General features: G+C 62.8%; 16 protein-coding genes. 8 read left to right on the top strand and 8 right to left on the bottom strand.

The genetic code is table 11. The annotated features are described in order from the left end of the window. Window positions 1-77: 77 nt before the first annotated feature. From ACP7BS_RS21900 to nadC, 7 genes are all read left to right on the top strand, one after another. Window positions 78-2,930, top strand: coding sequence for a DUF2339 domain-containing protein (locus tag ACP7BS_RS21900; protein WP_426239815.1), 2,853 nt, complete (start codon window positions 78-80; stop codon window positions 2,928-2,930). Between the two features lie 38 nt (window positions 2,931-2,968). Then, window positions 2,969-3,625 carry an HD domain-containing protein gene (locus tag ACP7BS_RS21895; protein WP_426239814.1) on the top strand — a complete coding sequence of 219 codons (657 nt, stop codon included), beginning with the start codon at window positions 2,969-2,971 and terminating at the stop codon, window positions 3,623-3,625. Window positions 3,626-3,706: 81 nt separating this feature from the next. After that, a complete protein-coding gene (locus ACP7BS_RS21890; protein ID WP_426239813.1) occupies window positions 3,707-4,552 on the top strand; it encodes an MOSC domain-containing protein in 846 nt (281 codons plus the stop codon). A gap of 241 nt (window positions 4,553-4,793) precedes the next feature. Next, the gene (locus tag ACP7BS_RS21885; RefSeq protein WP_426239812.1) at window positions 4,794-6,038 is read left to right on the top strand and encodes an MFS transporter; all 1,245 of its coding nucleotides are present in this window, start codon (window positions 4,794-4,796) and stop codon (window positions 6,036-6,038) included. A 172-nt stretch (window positions 6,039-6,210) separates the two neighbouring features. After that, window positions 6,211-7,290, top strand: coding sequence for a quinolinate synthase NadA (nadA, locus tag ACP7BS_RS21880; RefSeq protein ID WP_426239811.1), 1,080 nt, complete (start codon window positions 6,211-6,213; stop codon window positions 7,288-7,290). Window positions 7,291-7,423: 133 nt separating this feature from the next. Further along, window positions 7,424-9,022: an L-aspartate oxidase gene (locus ACP7BS_RS21875; protein ID WP_426239810.1), complete on the top strand. Its 1,599-nt coding sequence runs from the start codon at window positions 7,424-7,426 to the stop codon at window positions 9,020-9,022. Between the two features lie 160 nt (window positions 9,023-9,182). Next, window positions 9,183-10,091 carry a carboxylating nicotinate-nucleotide diphosphorylase gene (gene nadC, locus ACP7BS_RS21870; RefSeq protein WP_426239809.1) on the top strand — a complete coding sequence of 303 codons (909 nt, stop codon included), beginning with the start codon at window positions 9,183-9,185 and terminating at the stop codon, window positions 10,089-10,091. A 12-nt stretch (window positions 10,092-10,103) separates the two neighbouring features. Here the strand turns inward: nadC and ACP7BS_RS21865 are convergent, their stop codons facing one another. Then, window positions 10,104-10,322, bottom strand: a complete 219-nt coding sequence (locus ACP7BS_RS21865; protein ID WP_426239808.1) for a DUF6434 domain-containing protein — start codon at window positions 10,320-10,322, stop codon at window positions 10,104-10,106. A 10-nt stretch (window positions 10,323-10,332) separates the two neighbouring features. Beyond that, on the bottom strand, window positions 10,333-10,563 hold the full coding sequence (locus tag ACP7BS_RS21860) for a hypothetical protein (RefSeq protein ID WP_426231899.1): 231 nt from the start codon (window positions 10,561-10,563) through the stop codon (window positions 10,333-10,335). A gap of 380 nt (window positions 10,564-10,943) precedes the next feature. On the opposite strand from ACP7BS_RS21860, the gene ACP7BS_RS21855 reads away from it, so the two are divergent. Then, window positions 10,944-11,456, top strand: a complete 513-nt coding sequence (locus tag ACP7BS_RS21855) for a superoxide dismutase family protein (RefSeq protein WP_426239807.1) — start codon at window positions 10,944-10,946, stop codon at window positions 11,454-11,456. A gap of 20 nt (window positions 11,457-11,476) precedes the next feature. Here the strand turns inward: ACP7BS_RS21855 and ACP7BS_RS21850 are convergent, their stop codons facing one another. From ACP7BS_RS21850 to ACP7BS_RS21825, 6 genes are all read right to left on the bottom strand, one after another. After that, window positions 11,477-12,451, bottom strand: coding sequence for an NUDIX hydrolase (locus ACP7BS_RS21850; protein WP_426239806.1), 975 nt, complete (start codon window positions 12,449-12,451; stop codon window positions 11,477-11,479). After that, complete coding sequence (locus tag ACP7BS_RS21845; RefSeq protein WP_426231896.1) at window positions 12,441-12,980, bottom strand: tyrosine phosphatase family protein; 540 nt, start codon at window positions 12,978-12,980, stop codon at window positions 12,441-12,443. Before ACP7BS_RS21845 ends, ACP7BS_RS21850 begins: the two co-directional genes overlap by 11 nt. 1 nt (window position 12,981) lies before the next feature. Next, window positions 12,982-13,590 carry an HD domain-containing protein gene (locus ACP7BS_RS21840; protein WP_426231952.1) on the bottom strand — a complete coding sequence of 203 codons (609 nt, stop codon included), beginning with the start codon at window positions 13,588-13,590 and terminating at the stop codon, window positions 12,982-12,984. Next, entirely contained in the window at window positions 13,587-14,426 is an 840-nt protein-coding gene (locus ACP7BS_RS21835) for a YgfZ/GcvT domain-containing protein (RefSeq protein WP_426239805.1), read from the bottom strand. The genes ACP7BS_RS21840 and ACP7BS_RS21835 overlap by 4 nt, the downstream gene beginning before the upstream one ends. Before the next feature lie 72 nt (window positions 14,427-14,498). After that, window positions 14,499-15,248 carry a hypothetical protein gene (locus ACP7BS_RS21830; protein WP_426231894.1) on the bottom strand — a complete coding sequence of 250 codons (750 nt, stop codon included), beginning with the start codon at window positions 15,246-15,248 and terminating at the stop codon, window positions 14,499-14,501. Between the two features lie 13 nt (window positions 15,249-15,261). Next, complete coding sequence (locus ACP7BS_RS21825) at window positions 15,262-15,531, bottom strand: hypothetical protein (RefSeq protein ID WP_264265995.1); 270 nt, start codon at window positions 15,529-15,531, stop codon at window positions 15,262-15,264. Window positions 15,532-15,538 lie beyond the last annotated feature (7 nt).

Genomic DNA, 15,538 nt, shown 5'->3' with positions numbered 1-15,538 from the left:
CCGTCTCCGATTTGGCCTTTGGTTGAAAACCTGTATGGTCGGCAGCATTGCGCCGGTCCCGGTGCCAGGGAGAAAACATGCTCGAAGTCATTGCTTTCGTTGCTTTTGGTCTCGCGCTCGCAGCGCTTCTCAACGGACGCAAGACAGCCGAAAGGCTGGACACCGAGATTGCCGCACTGAAGGAACATCTGGCGCAGCTGGAGGCGCTTCGTCCTGTCGTTCCGAGTATCGATGCGGTGGTTGAAGCCGCAGATCGGCCGGAGGTGCCGCAAAGCGCGCCGCAACCGCTGGACACGCCTCCCTTCGAACGCAAACGCCTGGCGGATATCAAGACGGGCGACGCGATTTTCGGCGGCCCGCCGCCCAGCCAGGATGCGGTCGAAAAAGCTTCGCGCGGCGAGCCCGTCGCTGCCCGCTCGAACGCAGCGACCACCATCGATGCCGTCGCCCCCCGCCAGAAGGAAAGCCTCGAAAGCCGCCTCGGCGCGCGCTGGGCAGTCTGGGTCGGCGGTATCGCGCTGGCGCTCGGCGGCATTTTCATGGTCAAGTATTCGATTGATGCCGGGCTGCTCAGCCCGGCTGTACGTCTGTTCATGGCGGCCATCTTCGGGCTGGTGCTGATGGCGATCGGCGAATTCATCCGCCGCCGCGCCGTGCCGCTGGTTGGCGACGCATTCCAGAATGCGATGATCCCCGGCATCCTGACAGCTGCGGGCGCGGTGACTTTGTTCGGCGTCTGCTATGCCGCTCACGGCGTCTACGGGTTCATCGGCCCGGTAACGGCTTTCGCGCTGCTGGCTCTGGTATCGCTTGCCACCGTCGCCCTGTCGCTGTTGCATGGTCAGGCGCTGGCCGGCCTCGGCCTGCTGGCGTCGCTGGTCACCCCGGCGCTTGTCTCGTCTGAAAGCCCCAGCCCCTGGACTTTGTTCGGCTTTCTCGGCATCGCCTGGATCGCCACCCTTCTTGCCGCCCGCATCCGCCGCTGGACGGTTGTGCCGTCGATGGCCAATATCGGCCTTAGCCTCTGGGCACTCGCCTATATCGCCTCCTCGACGCCATTCGAAACCCGGCCGGTGACCCTGGTCATGCTGGTGATGATCGCCGGTATCGGCTTCGTCTGGCCCGGCCGGCAGGCCGGCATCATCGACAGCGAACCGGTAGAGACGAACCACCCGCTGGAGACTGTGCACACGTCCTGGGAACGCACGATGACGCCGCCTTTCGTCGCGATCACGGTGACAGCCGGAATTTCCGCTTTGCTGACAGCGCTGGCGATGATCAGCCCGCTCGCCACCGCGTCCGGCTATCCGGTCATCGAGTTCGGGCTGATCGTTACTGCTCTGGCCGCACTTGGCGCGGTGCGCCGCTATGCCGTTTATCCCGCCATCTTGTCGGCACTCGTCGCTGTGATCGGCGTCTGGAGCATGACGGCGCTCAGCGGCCTTTTGACCTTTATCGACCCATCGATGCCTGGTCACATCGCAACGTTTACGGTGTCCGGCCACACCGCGATGTTGGCCAGCATGCTGCTGTCCTGCGCCTTCATCGCCCTTGGCGCCTGCGCCATCCACCTGCACGGCACGGAACGTCCGCCGCTGGCAACGATCTGGGCTGCCATCGCAGCCGTCGTGCCGGTCGCGCTCATCGGCATGTCGCTGCTGATGACCGGCAACCTGACATTCGACCTGCCGCACGGACTGTTTGCGCTGGCGGCGGCCCTGGTTCTCCTCGGGCTCACCGAATGGTTTTCGCGCAGAAAGGCTGCCAGTGACGGGCTCGATCTGCCACAGGCGTTTCTGATCGCCGGTTCGCTCGGCCTTTTCGTCATCGCCTTGCATGCCCTGACCGATGGTCTGGCAACCACGATCCTGATTGCGCTTTTCGGAACGGGCTATGTCGCGGCAACGCGCCTGCGGTCCTGGCCCGCACTGCCCTGGATGATGGTCGGCGCTGCCATTGCCGTGCTTGCCCGCATCGCCTGGGAGCCGACCATTGTCGGCTCGCTCCATCTTGGCAAAACACCGGTCTTCAATGCACTCCTCGCCGGCTACGGCATTCCGGCGCTGCTTTTGGTTCTCAGCGCATTCGAGCTTCGCCGCTGGCCGGACCTGCGGGTGCGAAATCTGTTGCAGGCGCTCGCCAGCCTGTTCGTGCTGCTGACGGTCGCCATCCTGGTGCGTCATGCCATGAACGGCGGCGTGCTTGACAGTGCGGTGCCGACGCTCGGCGAACAATCGATCTACACGCTGCTCGCCATCGGCGGCTCGGCCATCATGATGACGCTCGACCGAAAATCACCAAGCCCGGTCTTCCGTTATGGCAGCATGGTCATCGGCGTCCTGTCGATCCTGTCGATCCTTGGCGCCCATCTGATCGGCCTCAATCCCTATTTCAGCGGCGAACTGCTCGGCTCGATCCCGTTCTTCGATCTGCTGCTGATCGGCTATCTGCTGCCGGGATTGGGCTATGCCGGTCTTGCCTGGTATGCGCGCGGCAAACGGCCGGTTCCTTATGTCACGGTGCTCGCCGTCGCCGCTGCCGTACTGGTGTTTGCCTGGGCAACGCTGTCGGTCCGGCGGTTCTGGCAGGGGCAGAACATTGCCGACTGGAAGGGTTTCCTGCAGGGCGAGACCTACACCTATTCGGTCGTCTGGCTGCTGCTCGGCGTCTTGCTACTGGTGCTCGGCTCTCGCTTCAACGCCAAGAGCATCCGCATCGCCTCGGCGGTGCTGGTCTTCGTGGCGGTGCTGAAGGTTTTCCTGATCGACATGGCCAATCTCGAAGGTTTTCTGCGCGCGCTCTCGTTTATCGGGCTCGGTGCCGTGCTGATCGGCATCGGACTGTTCTACCAGAAGATCCTGTCCGGCAAGGCTGGCGCCGAGCCGCAAACGCCGGTGGACATCGACGCGCAACCCGGCCAAGTAAACTGACGACTACGATTCGACTGTTCTTTCGGCATGGATTTGACATGAGCCACACTGCCTCGCTTGCCGCAGCCTTTGCGCCTCACCAGGCCCTTGCGGAACAATTGCTGCCCCATGCCGTCTCCGGGAATGACGGTTCGCATGATGCTGCCCATCTGATCCGGGTGTGGAAGAACGCGCTGCGCATCCATGGCTCTGAGGGGGGAGACCTGCGCATCATCGCCGCCGCCGTGCTGCTGCATGATTGCGTCTCGGTCGAAAAGAATTCGCCCGATCGCGCCCACGCCTCGCGGCTTGCTGCCGAAAAAGCTTTCGAGCTGCTCGACGAACTCGGCTGGAGGACTGCGGAGATCACTGCGGTGGCCCACGCGATCGTCACCCACAGCTTTTCGGCCAACATCCCGCCGGAAAGCCTCGAGGCGAAAATCCTCCAGGATGCCGACCGGCTGGATGCGATCGGCATGATCGGCGCTGCCCGCTGCTTCTACATTGCCGGGCGCATGGGCAGCGGCCTTTACGACCCGCTTGATCCCTTGGCGGAAGATCGTCCGCTTGATGACAAGGCCTTTGCCATCGACCATTTCGAGACCAAACTGTTCAAGCTGACGGATGGCTTCCAGACCGCGGCAGGCCGTGCGCTTGCCCGCCAAAGGCAGGAACGGCTGCGCGCAGTGCTCGGCATGCTGATCGAGGAAATCTAGCCAGTACAATGTGTTGGCTGGATTGCCGGAATCAGTACGCAATGCTTTTGAATCATAATCTGAATGCCTGGGAGTGACGACATGAAGGTGACCGGTCTCAACATCCATCCGCTGAAAAGCGGCCGCGCCATTGCACAGACCTCGGTTTCCATAAGGCACGACGGACTGGCCGGAGATCGCCGCTTCATGCTTGTCGATCCCGATGGAAAGTTCATCACCCAGCGCGAATTGCAGGCGTTGGCGCAGGTGGAGGCGACGTATGTGGCCGGTGGTGTGCATCTGAAAATGGGCACCCGCACGGCGACCGTATCCTTCGACCCTGCCCGGCGGCTGGATGTCCGCGTCTGGGATAGCGAGGTCAACGCGGCCGTTTCCGAAGATCGCGCCAGTACGACGCTTTCCGGCTGGTTCGGCCGTCCGGTCAAGCTGGTGCTGATGGACGACCAGGCAAGGCGCGTCGTAGGCGATGAATGGGCAGACGAAGCGGCACCCGTCGGTTTCGCCGATGGTTTCCCGGTGCTGATCACCACCACCGCGTCGCTGGCCGATCTCAACGTCACGCTGATCGCCAAGGGCCAGGAGCCGGTCGGCATGGACCGTTTCCGCACCAATATCCTGATCGACAATGACGAGCCCTGGGAAGAGGACTTTTGGGAAAGCGTCGAGATCGGCGGCATCACCTTCGATCTCGTCAAGCCCTGCGCCCGCTGCATCATGACGACGCAGGACCAGGTGACCGGCGAGCGTATCGGCGGCAACCCGATCCAGGGGCTTGCCGAAAAACGCATGTCGGCCGACCGCCGCGTGCCGGGCGTTCTGTTCGGCTGGAATGCCATACCGCGCTCGGAAGGGACCATCAATCTCGGCGATGGGATGCGGATCGTCAGCAGACGGGAAGTGCATTGGCCGATGAAGATCCGGGCTTAGTCAGATCAGCCTGCTTGGCCTGGGTACTGGTGAGGCCGGATACGCCTCGCTTGCCAATTTCAGTCGTCAATTCAGAGCTTTGAAGCTGCGCACACCGCAGGAATATCGCCACAGTTTCCGTGCGCGCTACTGAACGAAGGCTTTCATTCATCAATGTGGCTGATCCGAACGTCATTTTATTTCGCTTTTTTAGCAGGTTGTCACAGCGTAGATTGCCGCTTCAATCACACGGAGTCGCTTTATGTCCGCCGTTTCCACCGCTTCCGCCACGCGGGCGCCTGCCGCCAGTCCCGGTCTGCCCTGGCTGATCATCATCGCCGGCTCCCTCATTGCCGTTCTGACGTTCGGGCCACGCTCGGCCATGGGCTTCTTTCAGTTGCCGATGCTCGCCGATACCGGCTGGGACCGCACCACGTTCGGTCTGGCCATGGCCTTCCAGAATCTCGCCTGGGGCGTCAGCCAGCCGTTCTTCGGGGCGATCGCCGATAAATACGGCTCCTGGCGGGTGCTGGCCTTTTCCGGCCTCGTCTATGCGGGCGGCCTGATCATCATGGCCTTTGCCGATGCGCCGATCTGGCTGCATATCGGCGGCGGCGTCATGGTCGGCCTCGGCGTCGGTTCCGGCTCCTTCGGCATCCTGTTGTCTGCCTTTGCCCGCAATGTCACGCCACAGCAGCGCTCGATGGCCTTCGGCATCTGCACGGCAGCCGGGTCGGCCGGCATGTTCCTGTTTGCGCCGCTCAGCCAGGGCCTGATCTCGGCTTTCGGCTGGTCGGATAGCCTGCTCTACATGAGCGCGCTGATGTTGCTCGTGCCGTTGTTTGCCATCCCGCTGCGCGGCAATTCGTCGTCCGGCAGCCAAAAGGAAGTGCAATACAAGCAGTCGATCGCCGAAGCGTTGAAGGAAGCGCTCGGTCACAAGAGCTATCTTTTGCTGGTCACCGGCTTCTTCGTCTGCGGTTATCAGGTGGCTTTCATCACCGCGCATTTCCCGGCCTATATCGGTGATATCGGCATCGATGCGCGTTATGCGGTGATCGCGCTGGCCCTGATCGGTTTTTTCAACATCATCGGCTCTCTGGCCGCCGGTTTCATCGGGCAGCGCTATTCAAAACCCTATTTCCTGGCGTGGATCTATATCGCTCGCTCCATCGTCGTCTCCGCCTTCCTGCTTCTGCCGCAGTCGCCGATATCGGTGATCATCTTTGCCGCCGTCATGGGCCTGCTTTGGCTATCGACCGTGCCGCCGACCAACGGCCTTGTCGCCATCATGTTCGGCACGCGCCATCTCGGCCTTCTGGGCGGTGTCGTCTTCCTGTCGCATCAGGTCGGTTCGTTCCTCGGCGTCTGGATGGGCGGTTACCTGTACGACCATTTCGGCTCCTACGATCCGGTCTGGTGGCTCGGCGTGGTACTCGGCATCTTTGCCGCCATCGTCCATTGGCCGATCGAGGAAAAGGCCGTGGTCCGCCCGGCCATGGCCTGAGCTCCCGCGATTTCTTGCCCTCCTGCAGAAATAGCGGGAGGGCATTCTTGAAAATTGTCACAAAACTTTCTAAATCTCATCCACCGGCACTGCCGGTTTTGTTTTGATCCTATTATGCTCAATTTGAGCAAAATAGGATTGCCGCCGGAGGGGCGGCAAGAGGAGCAGTTCGATGACCATCGCACAGACCAATACAGCCCCGCAGGCTTCCGGCGCGGTAAAGACCGCCGCTGAGCGCTTCGGCATCCTTGAACGGCCGGACCTGACGTTCACGCCGGAGATCGCCCGCGAGACGGCGCATCTCTATGAGCGCGTCAAACAGTTCGTCCCCGCCTTCGAGTGGCCGGTCTATGCGCCCTACGTGCATGCCATCAACCGGCTGAAGAAGGAACGTGGCGCCGTGATCCTTGCCCACAATTACCAGACGCCGGATATCTTCCACTGCGTCGCCGATATCGTCGGCGACAGTCTGCAGCTGGCGCGCGACGCCACCAGGGTCGATTCCGAGATCATCATCCAGTGCGGCGTGCATTTCATGGCCGAGACCTCCAAGCTCTTGAACCCGGAAAAGACCGTACTGATCCCCGACGGCAAGGCCGGCTGCTCGCTGTCGGAATCGATCACCGGCGCCGATGTGCGGTTGTTGAAGCAGCGCTATCCCGGCGTGCCGGTGGTCACCTATGTCAACACGTCGGCCGACGTGAAGGCCGAGACCGATATCTGCTGCACCTCGTCCAACGTGCTTGCCGTCATCGAAAGCCTGGAGAGCGACACCGTTCTGTGTATCCCCGACGAATATCTGGCGATGAACGTCGCCAAGCAGACCAACAAGAAGATCCTCACCTGGAAGGGCCATTGCGAGGTGCACGAGCGCTTCACCGCAGCCGAACTCTTGGCCTACAAGCAAGCCGATCCCACCATCGAGATCATCGGCCATCCGGAATGCCATCCGGACGTCATCGCCGTCTGCGATTTTTCCGGTTCGACCGCCGGCATGATCAACTATGTCAAGGACAAGCGCCCGCCGCGCGTGCTTTTGGTCACCGAATGCTCGATGGCCTCCAACATCCAGGCCGAGATCACCGGCGTCGATTTCATCAAGCCGTGCAATCTCTGTCCGCACATGAAGCGCATCACGTTGCCGAAGATCCTCGACAGCCTGCTGTTCATGACGGAGGAAGTTTTGGTCGACCCGGCAATCGCCGGCCGCGCCAGACTTGCCGTCGAGCGGATGGTGAATTTGAAGCAGTAAAGGGGCTAGTCCCTCCCCCTTGTGGGGAGGGGTTGGGGAGGGGCTTTCTTTTAAATAAAGAAACCCCTCCCGGCCCTGCGGGCCACCCTCCCCACAAGGGGGAGGGAAAGTGCCAGTCCGGAGGAGGAAGAGCATGCTGACCGATCATTTCCGCCCACAGTCCTTCAACGGCATTGACGATATCGTCATCGTCGGCGGCGGTCTTGCCGGGCTTTTTTGCGCGCTGAAACTCAGCCCGCGTCCCGTCACCGTGCTGGCTGCGGCCCCGATCGGTCATGGCGCCTCGTCGGCCTGGGCGCAGGGCGGCATCGCTGCTGCCATGGGGCTTGGCGATACCGTCGACAAACATGTCGCCGATACGCTGATTGCCGGTGCAGGTATCGTCGATGAAAAGATGACGCGGATGATGGTCGCCGAAGGCCCGGCCCGCATTCACGACCTGCTCGGCTATGGCGTGCCGTTCGATCGTGACCTTGAGGGCCAGCTGCTCTTGTCGCGCGAAGCCGCCCATTCCGAGCGCCGCATCGTCCGGGTCAAGGGCGACATGGCCGGCAAGGCGATCATGGAAGCCTTAATCGCCGCCGTGCGCAACACGCCGTCGATCCGGGTGCTGGAAGGTTATGTCGTCGAGGAACTGGTGCGCCAGGGCCGCTTCATCTCCGGTGTCATCGCCCGCCCGGATGCCGGCCAGTCGAAGAAACGCGTGTCGTTCCCGGCCCGCGCCGTGGTGCTCTGCTCCGGCGGCGTCGGCCATCTGTTCTCGGTCACCACCAATCCGACCGAAGCCTGCGGCCAGGGCGTCGGCATGGCCGCCCGCGCCGGTGCCATCATCGCCGATCCGGAATTCATCCAGTTCCACCCGACGGCGATCAATATCGGCCGCGATCCGGCACCCTTGGCCACCGAAGCCCTGCGCGGCGATGGTGCGCACCTGATCAATTCGGCCGGCAAACGCTTCATGCTGGATATCCACCCGGACGGCGAACTGGCGCCCCGCGATATCGTCTCGCGCGGTGTGTTTGCCGAGGTGCAGGCCGGACGCGGGGCGTTCCTCGATTGCACCAAGGCGGTCGGCGCCCATTTCCCCGAAGCATTCCCGACCGTCTACGCCTCCTGCATGTCGGCGGGTATCGATCCCGTCACGCAGCCGATCCCGGTGGTCCCGGCCGTGCATTATCACATGGGCGGCGTCTTGACCGACGCCGAAGGCCGCACCTCGATCGATGGCCTCTGGGCCGCCGGCGAGGTGACCTCAACCGGCGTCCATGGCGCCAACCGGCTGGCCTCCAATTCGCTGCTCGAAGCGGTGGTCTTTGCCGCACGCATTGCCGAAAACATCAAGGGTATGTTGCCGGAACCGAAGATCACCGATTGGGGCGACAATGCCGGCGAAAACGACGATCCGGTAACCTTGGAGGACAGCCCGCCATTGACGGCGCTGCGCCATGTCATGAGCGATCATGTCGGCGTCATCCGCAGCCAGGATACGCTGGTCAAAGCCATCCGGGCGATTGCCAACCTGGAGCGCCAGAACACCCGGCTGCGCTTCAGCAACATCGTCACCACAGCCAAGCTGATCACTACCGGCGCCTATCTGCGCACCGAAAGCCGCGGCGGCCATTACCGCTCCGATTGCCCGGAGCCAAGGCCGGAATGGAAGCACCGGACGTTCCTGACGCTCGCCGAGGCCGACCGGGTCGTTGCCGAGGTGACCGAAACGGAAAGTGTTTGAGACTTCCCTTCTCCCCTGCGGGGAGAAGGTGGCCCATAGGGCCGGATGAGGGGGGCTAAACACCCAGAATGTGCCGTGCCGCCCCCTCATCGCCTCGCAGTCGCTCGGCACTTCTCCCCGCTGGGGAGAAGAGGAACTCACAACCGAAAGAAACCTGCCAATGACACCCACCGCCCTTCGTCCCGAACTGCCCGCCCTGATGGTCGAGGATCAGGTTCGTGCAGCCCTTCTCGAAGATCTCGGCCGCGCCGGTGACATCACCACCTATGCGACGATCGCGCCGGAGCGGACCGCGACTGCCGAAATGAACGCCCGCGAAACCGGCGTTGTTGCCGGCATGGAGCTCGCCCGCACCGCCTTCCGCCTGATCGACCCGGCGATCCGCTTCGAGGCTCTGGTGAAGGACGGCGACCAAATCGCGCCCGGCACCGTGCTTGCCCGCATTTCCGGCCCGGCCCGTGGCCTGCTGTCGGCCGAGCGCGTGGCGCTGAATTTCCTCATGCATCTCTGCGGCGTCGCCACCTATACCTCGAAATTCGCTGCCGAAATCGCCCATACCGGCGCCAAAGTCTGCTGCACGCGAAAAACCATTCCCGGCCTGCGGGCGCTGGAAAAATATGCGGTGCGCCTCGGTGGCGGCTCCAACCATCGTTATGGCCTCGATGATGCGATCCTGATCAAGGACAATCATATCGCCGTTTCCGGCGGTGTCGCCTCCGCCGTCCATGCGGCGCGCGCCTATTGCGGTCATCTCGTCAAGATCGAGGTAGAGGTCGATGGGCTCGACCAGATGCGCCAGGCGCTCACCGCCAGCCCGGACGTCATCCTGCTCGACAATATGGGGCCGGATTTGCTGCGCGAAGCTGTTGCCATCAACGCTGCGCATTGGCAGCTGTCGGGCGAGACCTATCCCGCCGATCCGCGCCGGACCAAGCTCGAAGCCTCCGGCAATGTCAATTTCCAGACCATCCGTGCCATCGCCGAAACCGGAGTCGACTATATCTCGACCTCGAAGATCACCATGGCCGCACCGACACTGGATATCGGTCTGGATGTGGTCATCGGCTAGGACCATGCCGCGTCACGCATCGGCGGCATGACGGCGTTGCCATTCGTCGGCGACGTCACCCATCGTCTTTGCCGCACCGTCCTTGATCCAGGCCATGAAGGCACGGTCGAACGCAAAGCCGGTGCCGCATTCGGCCGTCAGAAAACGGCGGACGTTTTGCGTGTTGCGGTAGGTCGGCGTGATTGGGGTGTCGCGGTCGATCGGATCGGCGTGCCAGTCGAAACCTGTCATCCGTCGTCTCCTACCGCTGCAGCACGAACGGGCAGACCACGCGTGCGCCGATCGTCAGCGTCTTGCCGCAGTCGTAGCGGCAGGTCTTGAATTGCCCGTTCAGGTCTTCGCTGCTCAGATTGCATTGGGTTACCGCCGGTTGGCCGGTGCTGCCATTGCCGTCGAAATAGTCGGGAATGGCCGGTTTTTCCTCTGGCGCGGTCAGAACGGCACCGGCGAGGAGAAGAGCTATCATCTTCATCGTTCGTCCTATCGCTGTCACCAGCTATTCAGCACAGCGCTGGTGAGTTGCCGGGAAGGAACCTTTACTAAAAGCATGCGGTTGGCGCAAATACGCCGTGCTCCGCCAGTCACACCGAACTTACCGTCCCCCAGACGATTGCGGCCGGCTCCGGGAGCGGCCGTGCGCCGCTTGCAGCCCCCAATCGATGCGCTCGTCGTCAAGCGTCTGGCGGTGCGGTCATTAACGATTACCGTTTTTCTTGGTGATCATCGCTACATCGGCCACTCGGCTATTCTGATCCACCGCCGGGTTTTCAAATCGCGCCGGTTGATCGTGGAACCGCTTGTCTCATCAGACGTTGCATGCTGAGGAAATCATCTCCACCGGAGGAATGTCTCATGAAACGCCTGTTCACCACGCTTGCGCTGGTTCTCGTCACGACAACCGCCGCGTTTGCGCAATCTTCATCCCAGACGGCCATCGCCAATTTCGTCGGCAAGGATGGCAAGGAAACCGGCCGGGCAGCCCTGACGCAGGGTAAGAACGGTGTACTGATCGAGGTTGAGGTCACCAACCTGCCGCCCGGAAAATGGGTGGCCTTCCATGTCCACGAAACCGGTAAATGCGACGCCGCGCACAATCACGAATCCGCCGGCAAACACTTCAATCCGGGCAAGACCGAACATGGGTTTCTTGCCGCCAACGGCCCGCACGCCGGTGATATGCCCAATCAATATGTCGGCGCCGATGGGGTCATGCGCGCCCAGGTCTTCAACAGCATGGTGGAGCTCGACAATGGCGAAGAGGGCATTCGCGGCCGGGCGCTGATGGTGCATGCGAAATCCGACGACAACCGCAGCCAGCCTTCCGGCGATGCCGGCGACAGGCTTGCCTGCGCCGTCATCGAGTAGCGGATCCAGCGGCCGTAAACCTATCGGCCGCCGACTTTCAGGCCGGGGGCCGGGCGTTCGTCGAGGATCTGGCGGCGGAAGCGGAAAAGCGCGGCGGGGCGTCCGCCGGTCGCAGCCGTCAGCATGCCGGTCGGCTCGACCAGTTCGGCACCTTCCACCAGGCGGCGGAAATTCTGCTTGTGCAGGTGGCGGCCGGAAATCGCCTCCACCGTTGCCTGCAATTCGGTCAGCGTGAATTCCGGCGGCATCAGCTCGAAGATCACCGGCCGGTATTTGATTTTGCCGCGCAGCCGCGCGACGGCGGTGGCAACGATCCGGCGATGATCGTGGCGCATGGTCAGGCCCACCGGCGGGGTGCCGGTCGAAGCCGCACGGCCGTCGATCACCGCTTCGCCGACAAGGCCGGCCTCATAGAGAAGTTCGTAGCGCTCCAGCACGCGCTCCTCGTCCCAGGGAAAATCGTCGAGCCCGAAGGCAAGGCGCGTGCGGGTCCGTCGCTGCGGCAGGCCCATGCGCTCGTCCTGATGCCCGCCCTTTTCCCATTGGCGCAGCGCCGGCAGAATAAGCTGGTCGATCAGCACCGGCCGGCCTTGCCGCCAGTCTTCCCAAGGCAGGTAACTGTACCAGTCGCGCCAATGCGCGCCGGCCTCGGCCAGCCGCGCATTGTTTTCCGCATCGGTGCGGGTCAGAGCCAGATAGCCGACCGACACCATATGGGTGCTGCTTTCGCCGGCCGAACGGTGGCGGCCCTGGTCGCCGAATGTGTAGAGCTGTTCGATATAGCCGAGGTCGAGTGCCGTCTGCCGTTCGACGCTGTCGCGCAGGCTGGTTTCGAACGTCCGGTGACGGGCGGGATCGAACGGACCGAAGGGCAGGCCGTCGCGGCTGTCGCCCTGCTCGTCGCTGACCGCAAGGATGCGCGGCGAACGGTTGGTCACCGCGACGATCGCGGCGTTCAGGCCGATTTCGACGGTGACGGTCCGCTCAGCCGGCATGGACTGCGGGCTCCGGTAAAGGCGAGAAGACGAAGGGCACATTGCCGTCCGTATCGGCGCCACGGCCGATCGCCTTGATCGCCGCCACCAGCCGGCCATTGCGCGACAGCAAGCGGTCGCCGATCTCGATCAGCCGGGAATTGGGGGTGACATAGGCGGACGAGGCGCGCAGCCGCAGCGCAAGCGCGGTCTCGTCCTGATCGGGCGCGACAGCGAGAGCTGCAATGACGGCAGCGGCAGGCGAGCGCGAAATACCCATCCAGCAATGGATCAACAGCGGTGCCGACCGGTCCCATTGTTTCGCAAAGTCGATGATCTGCAGCACATGCTCTTCGCCCGGCGCGACAAGCGCCGCGTTGCCGGCAAAGGTGATATCGTTCATCCCGAGCAGCAGATGACGGTCGGCCGCGATCACGGCCGGACGGTGAAAGGCCTGTTCCTTCGCCATCAGGCTGATCATTTCGCAGGCACGGTGGCGCACGGCCATCTCGGCGATGCGCGACAAAGGCGAGACGACGATCACCGGCATCTCAGGACACCGCCCGCACGGCTGCGCGTTCCGCTTCGATGGCGGCAAACCGTTCGGCAAACAGCTTTTGTGCCTCGATGGCGGGCAGCGGATCGATCAGGATCATCTCGCGGGTAATGCCGCGCGGCTGGCCGAAGAATTTGCGGGCCTCTACAAGCGAAAATCCGGCCAGCACGGTCGCCTCGAAATAGGCGGCGATCTGGTCGGCCTTCTTGATCCGGGTCTTCAGCTCGGCCGGTGCCGCGGAGGGGAGCCCGAAGCGCAGATGGATGGCGCCTTCCAGCCGTTTCTCCACGACCTTGTAGCCGCCGCCGACCACCGCCTTGAACGGCGAGATCATGTCGCCGATCACATATTCCGGGGCATCATGCAGCAGCGCCATCTGGCACTCCTCGGCCGTGCAGGGAAACTGGCGGCGAAAGATTTCCTCGACCACAAGACTGTGCTGGGCGACGGAAAAGGCATGGTCGCCGTCCGTCTGGCCGTTCCAGCGGGCGACACGGGCAAGCCCATGGGCAATATCGGACAGTTCGACATCCAGCGGCGACGGATCGAGCAGATCGAGCCGCCGTCCGGAGAGCATGCGCTGCCAGGCACGGGCAGACATCAGGCGCTTTCCTCACCGGCTTCAACCGGGAAATCCAGGCCGGTCCAAGCGGGCAGGGTGAGCGTCACCGCGATGTCTCCGGCAAGGATTTGCTCGCCTGAGGCGATGGCGTCGCCGGCCTTGTCGATGCGCACGATCGCCAGGCCCGACGAGCCGATAACGCTACCCAGTACCCCAATCGACCGCCCTTTGGCGGTCAGCGGCGTTCCGGTTTCGGGCAAAGCAGTGCCGGCGGCGACGATGACGACACGCCTCCGCGCCGTGCCGCGGTGCTGCATGCGCGACACGACCTCTTGGCCGACATAGCAGCCTTTCTTGAAGGACAGCGCACCGTTCTTGTCCATCAGCACATCATGGGGAAATGCGTCCTGCAGTGCATAATCGGCGCCCGAGACGGCAATGCCATTCAGGATGCGCAGGCGGTCATAGTCATCTGTTCCGGCCGTCTCGCCCTCAGTGTCATAGGCGCGGTAGACCGTTTGCCCGGCTTTGGCGAACCGCGCGTCGCGATAGGCGCCCGGCGCTGCCTCGAAGCGGACGGTGACCCGGGCCGGATTGGTGAGTGCCAGCGAAATCGGCGCGCGCAGCTTGTACATGGTCAGCCGCTTCAACAGCGCCTCGGCCTGGTCGGTGCCCGTTTCGAGGCGGATCGAGGTGCCGTCGCGGGTGACGATGAAATCGAAGAGAATCTTGCCCTGCGGCGTCAGAAGCGCACCCGGTTTGGCTTCGCCGTCTTCGAGAAGATCCAGATCGGTGGTGATCAGCGCCTGCAAAAATTCCTGCGCGTCCTGTCCGGACACGGTAATCATGGCACGTTCTTGAAGGGCGGCGGGCTGCATGGCGTTTGTCCTGTTCATCAAGTGAAACAGGTAGGATTTCGCAGGCGTCGCGGCAAGCGCTTTGCGTGGTCCTCAGTCGCCAGCCACGAAAAATTTCCACTGACCATCGGGCGTGATGCCGACGCGGTAGAAATTATAGTTGCCGCCTTCTTCCATCTCGGCGAAATCGCCGGCGGTCACCAGCCGGAACAGATCGACTTTTTCCGGCGGGGTGAGCGATGCCAGTGGCTTTTCGGTAAAATAGGGCCAGACATAGGCTTCGTCGGGCGTGCCCTTTTCGGTGAGCACGAAGCCCGTCGACAGCACATCGAGCAGGATCGCCAGGATTTCGATGCCCTGCGGGTCGCCGGAAAGCCCCTTCAGCGTCTCGATGGGATCGGCGTCCGTCTCGCCGACCTGCGTCTGCGTCGGGCCCTTGCCGAGGAGAGGGCGCAGCCGCTCGATATCGCCAGAGGCGGCGGCTTCGACGATCAGTTCGCGCATCCGGGCAACCGGTTCGGGAATTTTCGAAACGTCCGACAGCACCTCGACCGGGGCAGCGGGGGCCGTGTCTTCGACCGTGTCGTCCTTGGCATCGCGGGCAGGCTTGTTGACCAGAGGATCCGGCATAGGGATCTGCATCGGCGCTTTGTCGCGCGGCGTCTCTTCCGCCGGAACGTCGTTGGCTTTCTTGTCCTGGCCAACTTCGCCGGGAATCTGCTTCAATTCGCTGAGGGCCAGCGCGGCATGCGGCGTAAGCAGGGACGAACCAAACAGGCCAGCGAAAAGCAATGCGGAAAGGCGAATCGCACGCGGCCGGCATGCTGATATCTGACGTTCCATGATGGCCTCGAAACTACTGCAGGGTGCGTTCCGGCGAGAATTCACCGGCCAGCATACGCTCACGAAGCGAGTTCAGCATGGCCTCGGCACCGTTTTCGCCATGAAGGCGGATCGTTTCGCGCATGGCAAGCGCAATGGCGGCATCGGCGATGATTTCAGGCTCGATACCATCTGCCATGCCATCCGCCCAGGCTTCATTCTGGTGTTCCAGGGCTGCCTGCATCTTCTCATGAACAATCATGTCGTCGATGTCATTCAGACTTGGTTCCATCATTCGTTCCATGCCGTTT

The organism is Pararhizobium sp. DWP1-1-3 (assembly GCF_049896125.1).
Classification (GTDB): Bacteria; Pseudomonadota; Alphaproteobacteria; order Rhizobiales; family Rhizobiaceae; genus Pararhizobium.
This window is presented reverse-complemented; position numbering and strand designations above follow the sequence as displayed.

Bases quoted from the DNA above. Each gene is read 5' to 3' on its own strand.
- ACP7BS_RS21850 (WP_426239806.1), bottom strand. From the start codon at position 12,451: ATGCCGGCTGAGCGGACCGTCACCGTCGAAATCGGCCTGAACGCCGCG.
- ACP7BS_RS21865 (WP_426239808.1), bottom strand. From the start codon at position 10,322: ATGACAGGTTTCGACTGGCACGCCGATCCGATCGACCGCGACACCCCA.
- ACP7BS_RS21845 (WP_426231896.1), bottom strand. From the start codon at position 12,980: ATGCCGGTGATCGTCGTCTCGCCTTTGTCGCGCATCGCCGAGATGGCC.
- ACP7BS_RS21835 (WP_426239805.1), bottom strand. From the start codon at position 14,426: ATGCAGCCCGCCGCCCTTCAAGAACGTGCCATGATTACCGTGTCCGGA.
- ACP7BS_RS21875 (WP_426239810.1), top strand. From the start codon at position 7,424: ATGCTGACCGATCATTTCCGCCCACAGTCCTTCAACGGCATTGACGAT.
- ACP7BS_RS21825 (WP_264265995.1), bottom strand. From the start codon at position 15,531: ATGGAACGAATGATGGAACCAAGTCTGAATGACATCGACGACATGATT.
- ACP7BS_RS21860 (WP_426231899.1), bottom strand. From the start codon at position 10,563: ATGAAGATGATAGCTCTTCTCCTCGCCGGTGCCGTTCTGACCGCGCCA.
- ACP7BS_RS21885 (WP_426239812.1), top strand. From the start codon at position 4,794: ATGTCCGCCGTTTCCACCGCTTCCGCCACGCGGGCGCCTGCCGCCAGT.
- ACP7BS_RS21855 (WP_426239807.1), top strand. From the start codon at position 10,944: ATGAAACGCCTGTTCACCACGCTTGCGCTGGTTCTCGTCACGACAACC.
- ACP7BS_RS21830 (WP_426231894.1), bottom strand. From the start codon at position 15,248: ATGGAACGTCAGATATCAGCATGCCGGCCGCGTGCGATTCGCCTTTCC.
- ACP7BS_RS21900 (WP_426239815.1), top strand. From the start codon at position 78: ATGCTCGAAGTCATTGCTTTCGTTGCTTTTGGTCTCGCGCTCGCAGCG.
- ACP7BS_RS21895 (WP_426239814.1), top strand. From the start codon at position 2,969: ATGAGCCACACTGCCTCGCTTGCCGCAGCCTTTGCGCCTCACCAGGCC.
- nadC (WP_426239809.1), top strand. From the start codon at position 9,183: ATGACACCCACCGCCCTTCGTCCCGAACTGCCCGCCCTGATGGTCGAG.
- nadA (WP_426239811.1), top strand. From the start codon at position 6,211: ATGACCATCGCACAGACCAATACAGCCCCGCAGGCTTCCGGCGCGGTA.
- ACP7BS_RS21890 (WP_426239813.1), top strand. From the start codon at position 3,707: ATGAAGGTGACCGGTCTCAACATCCATCCGCTGAAAAGCGGCCGCGCC.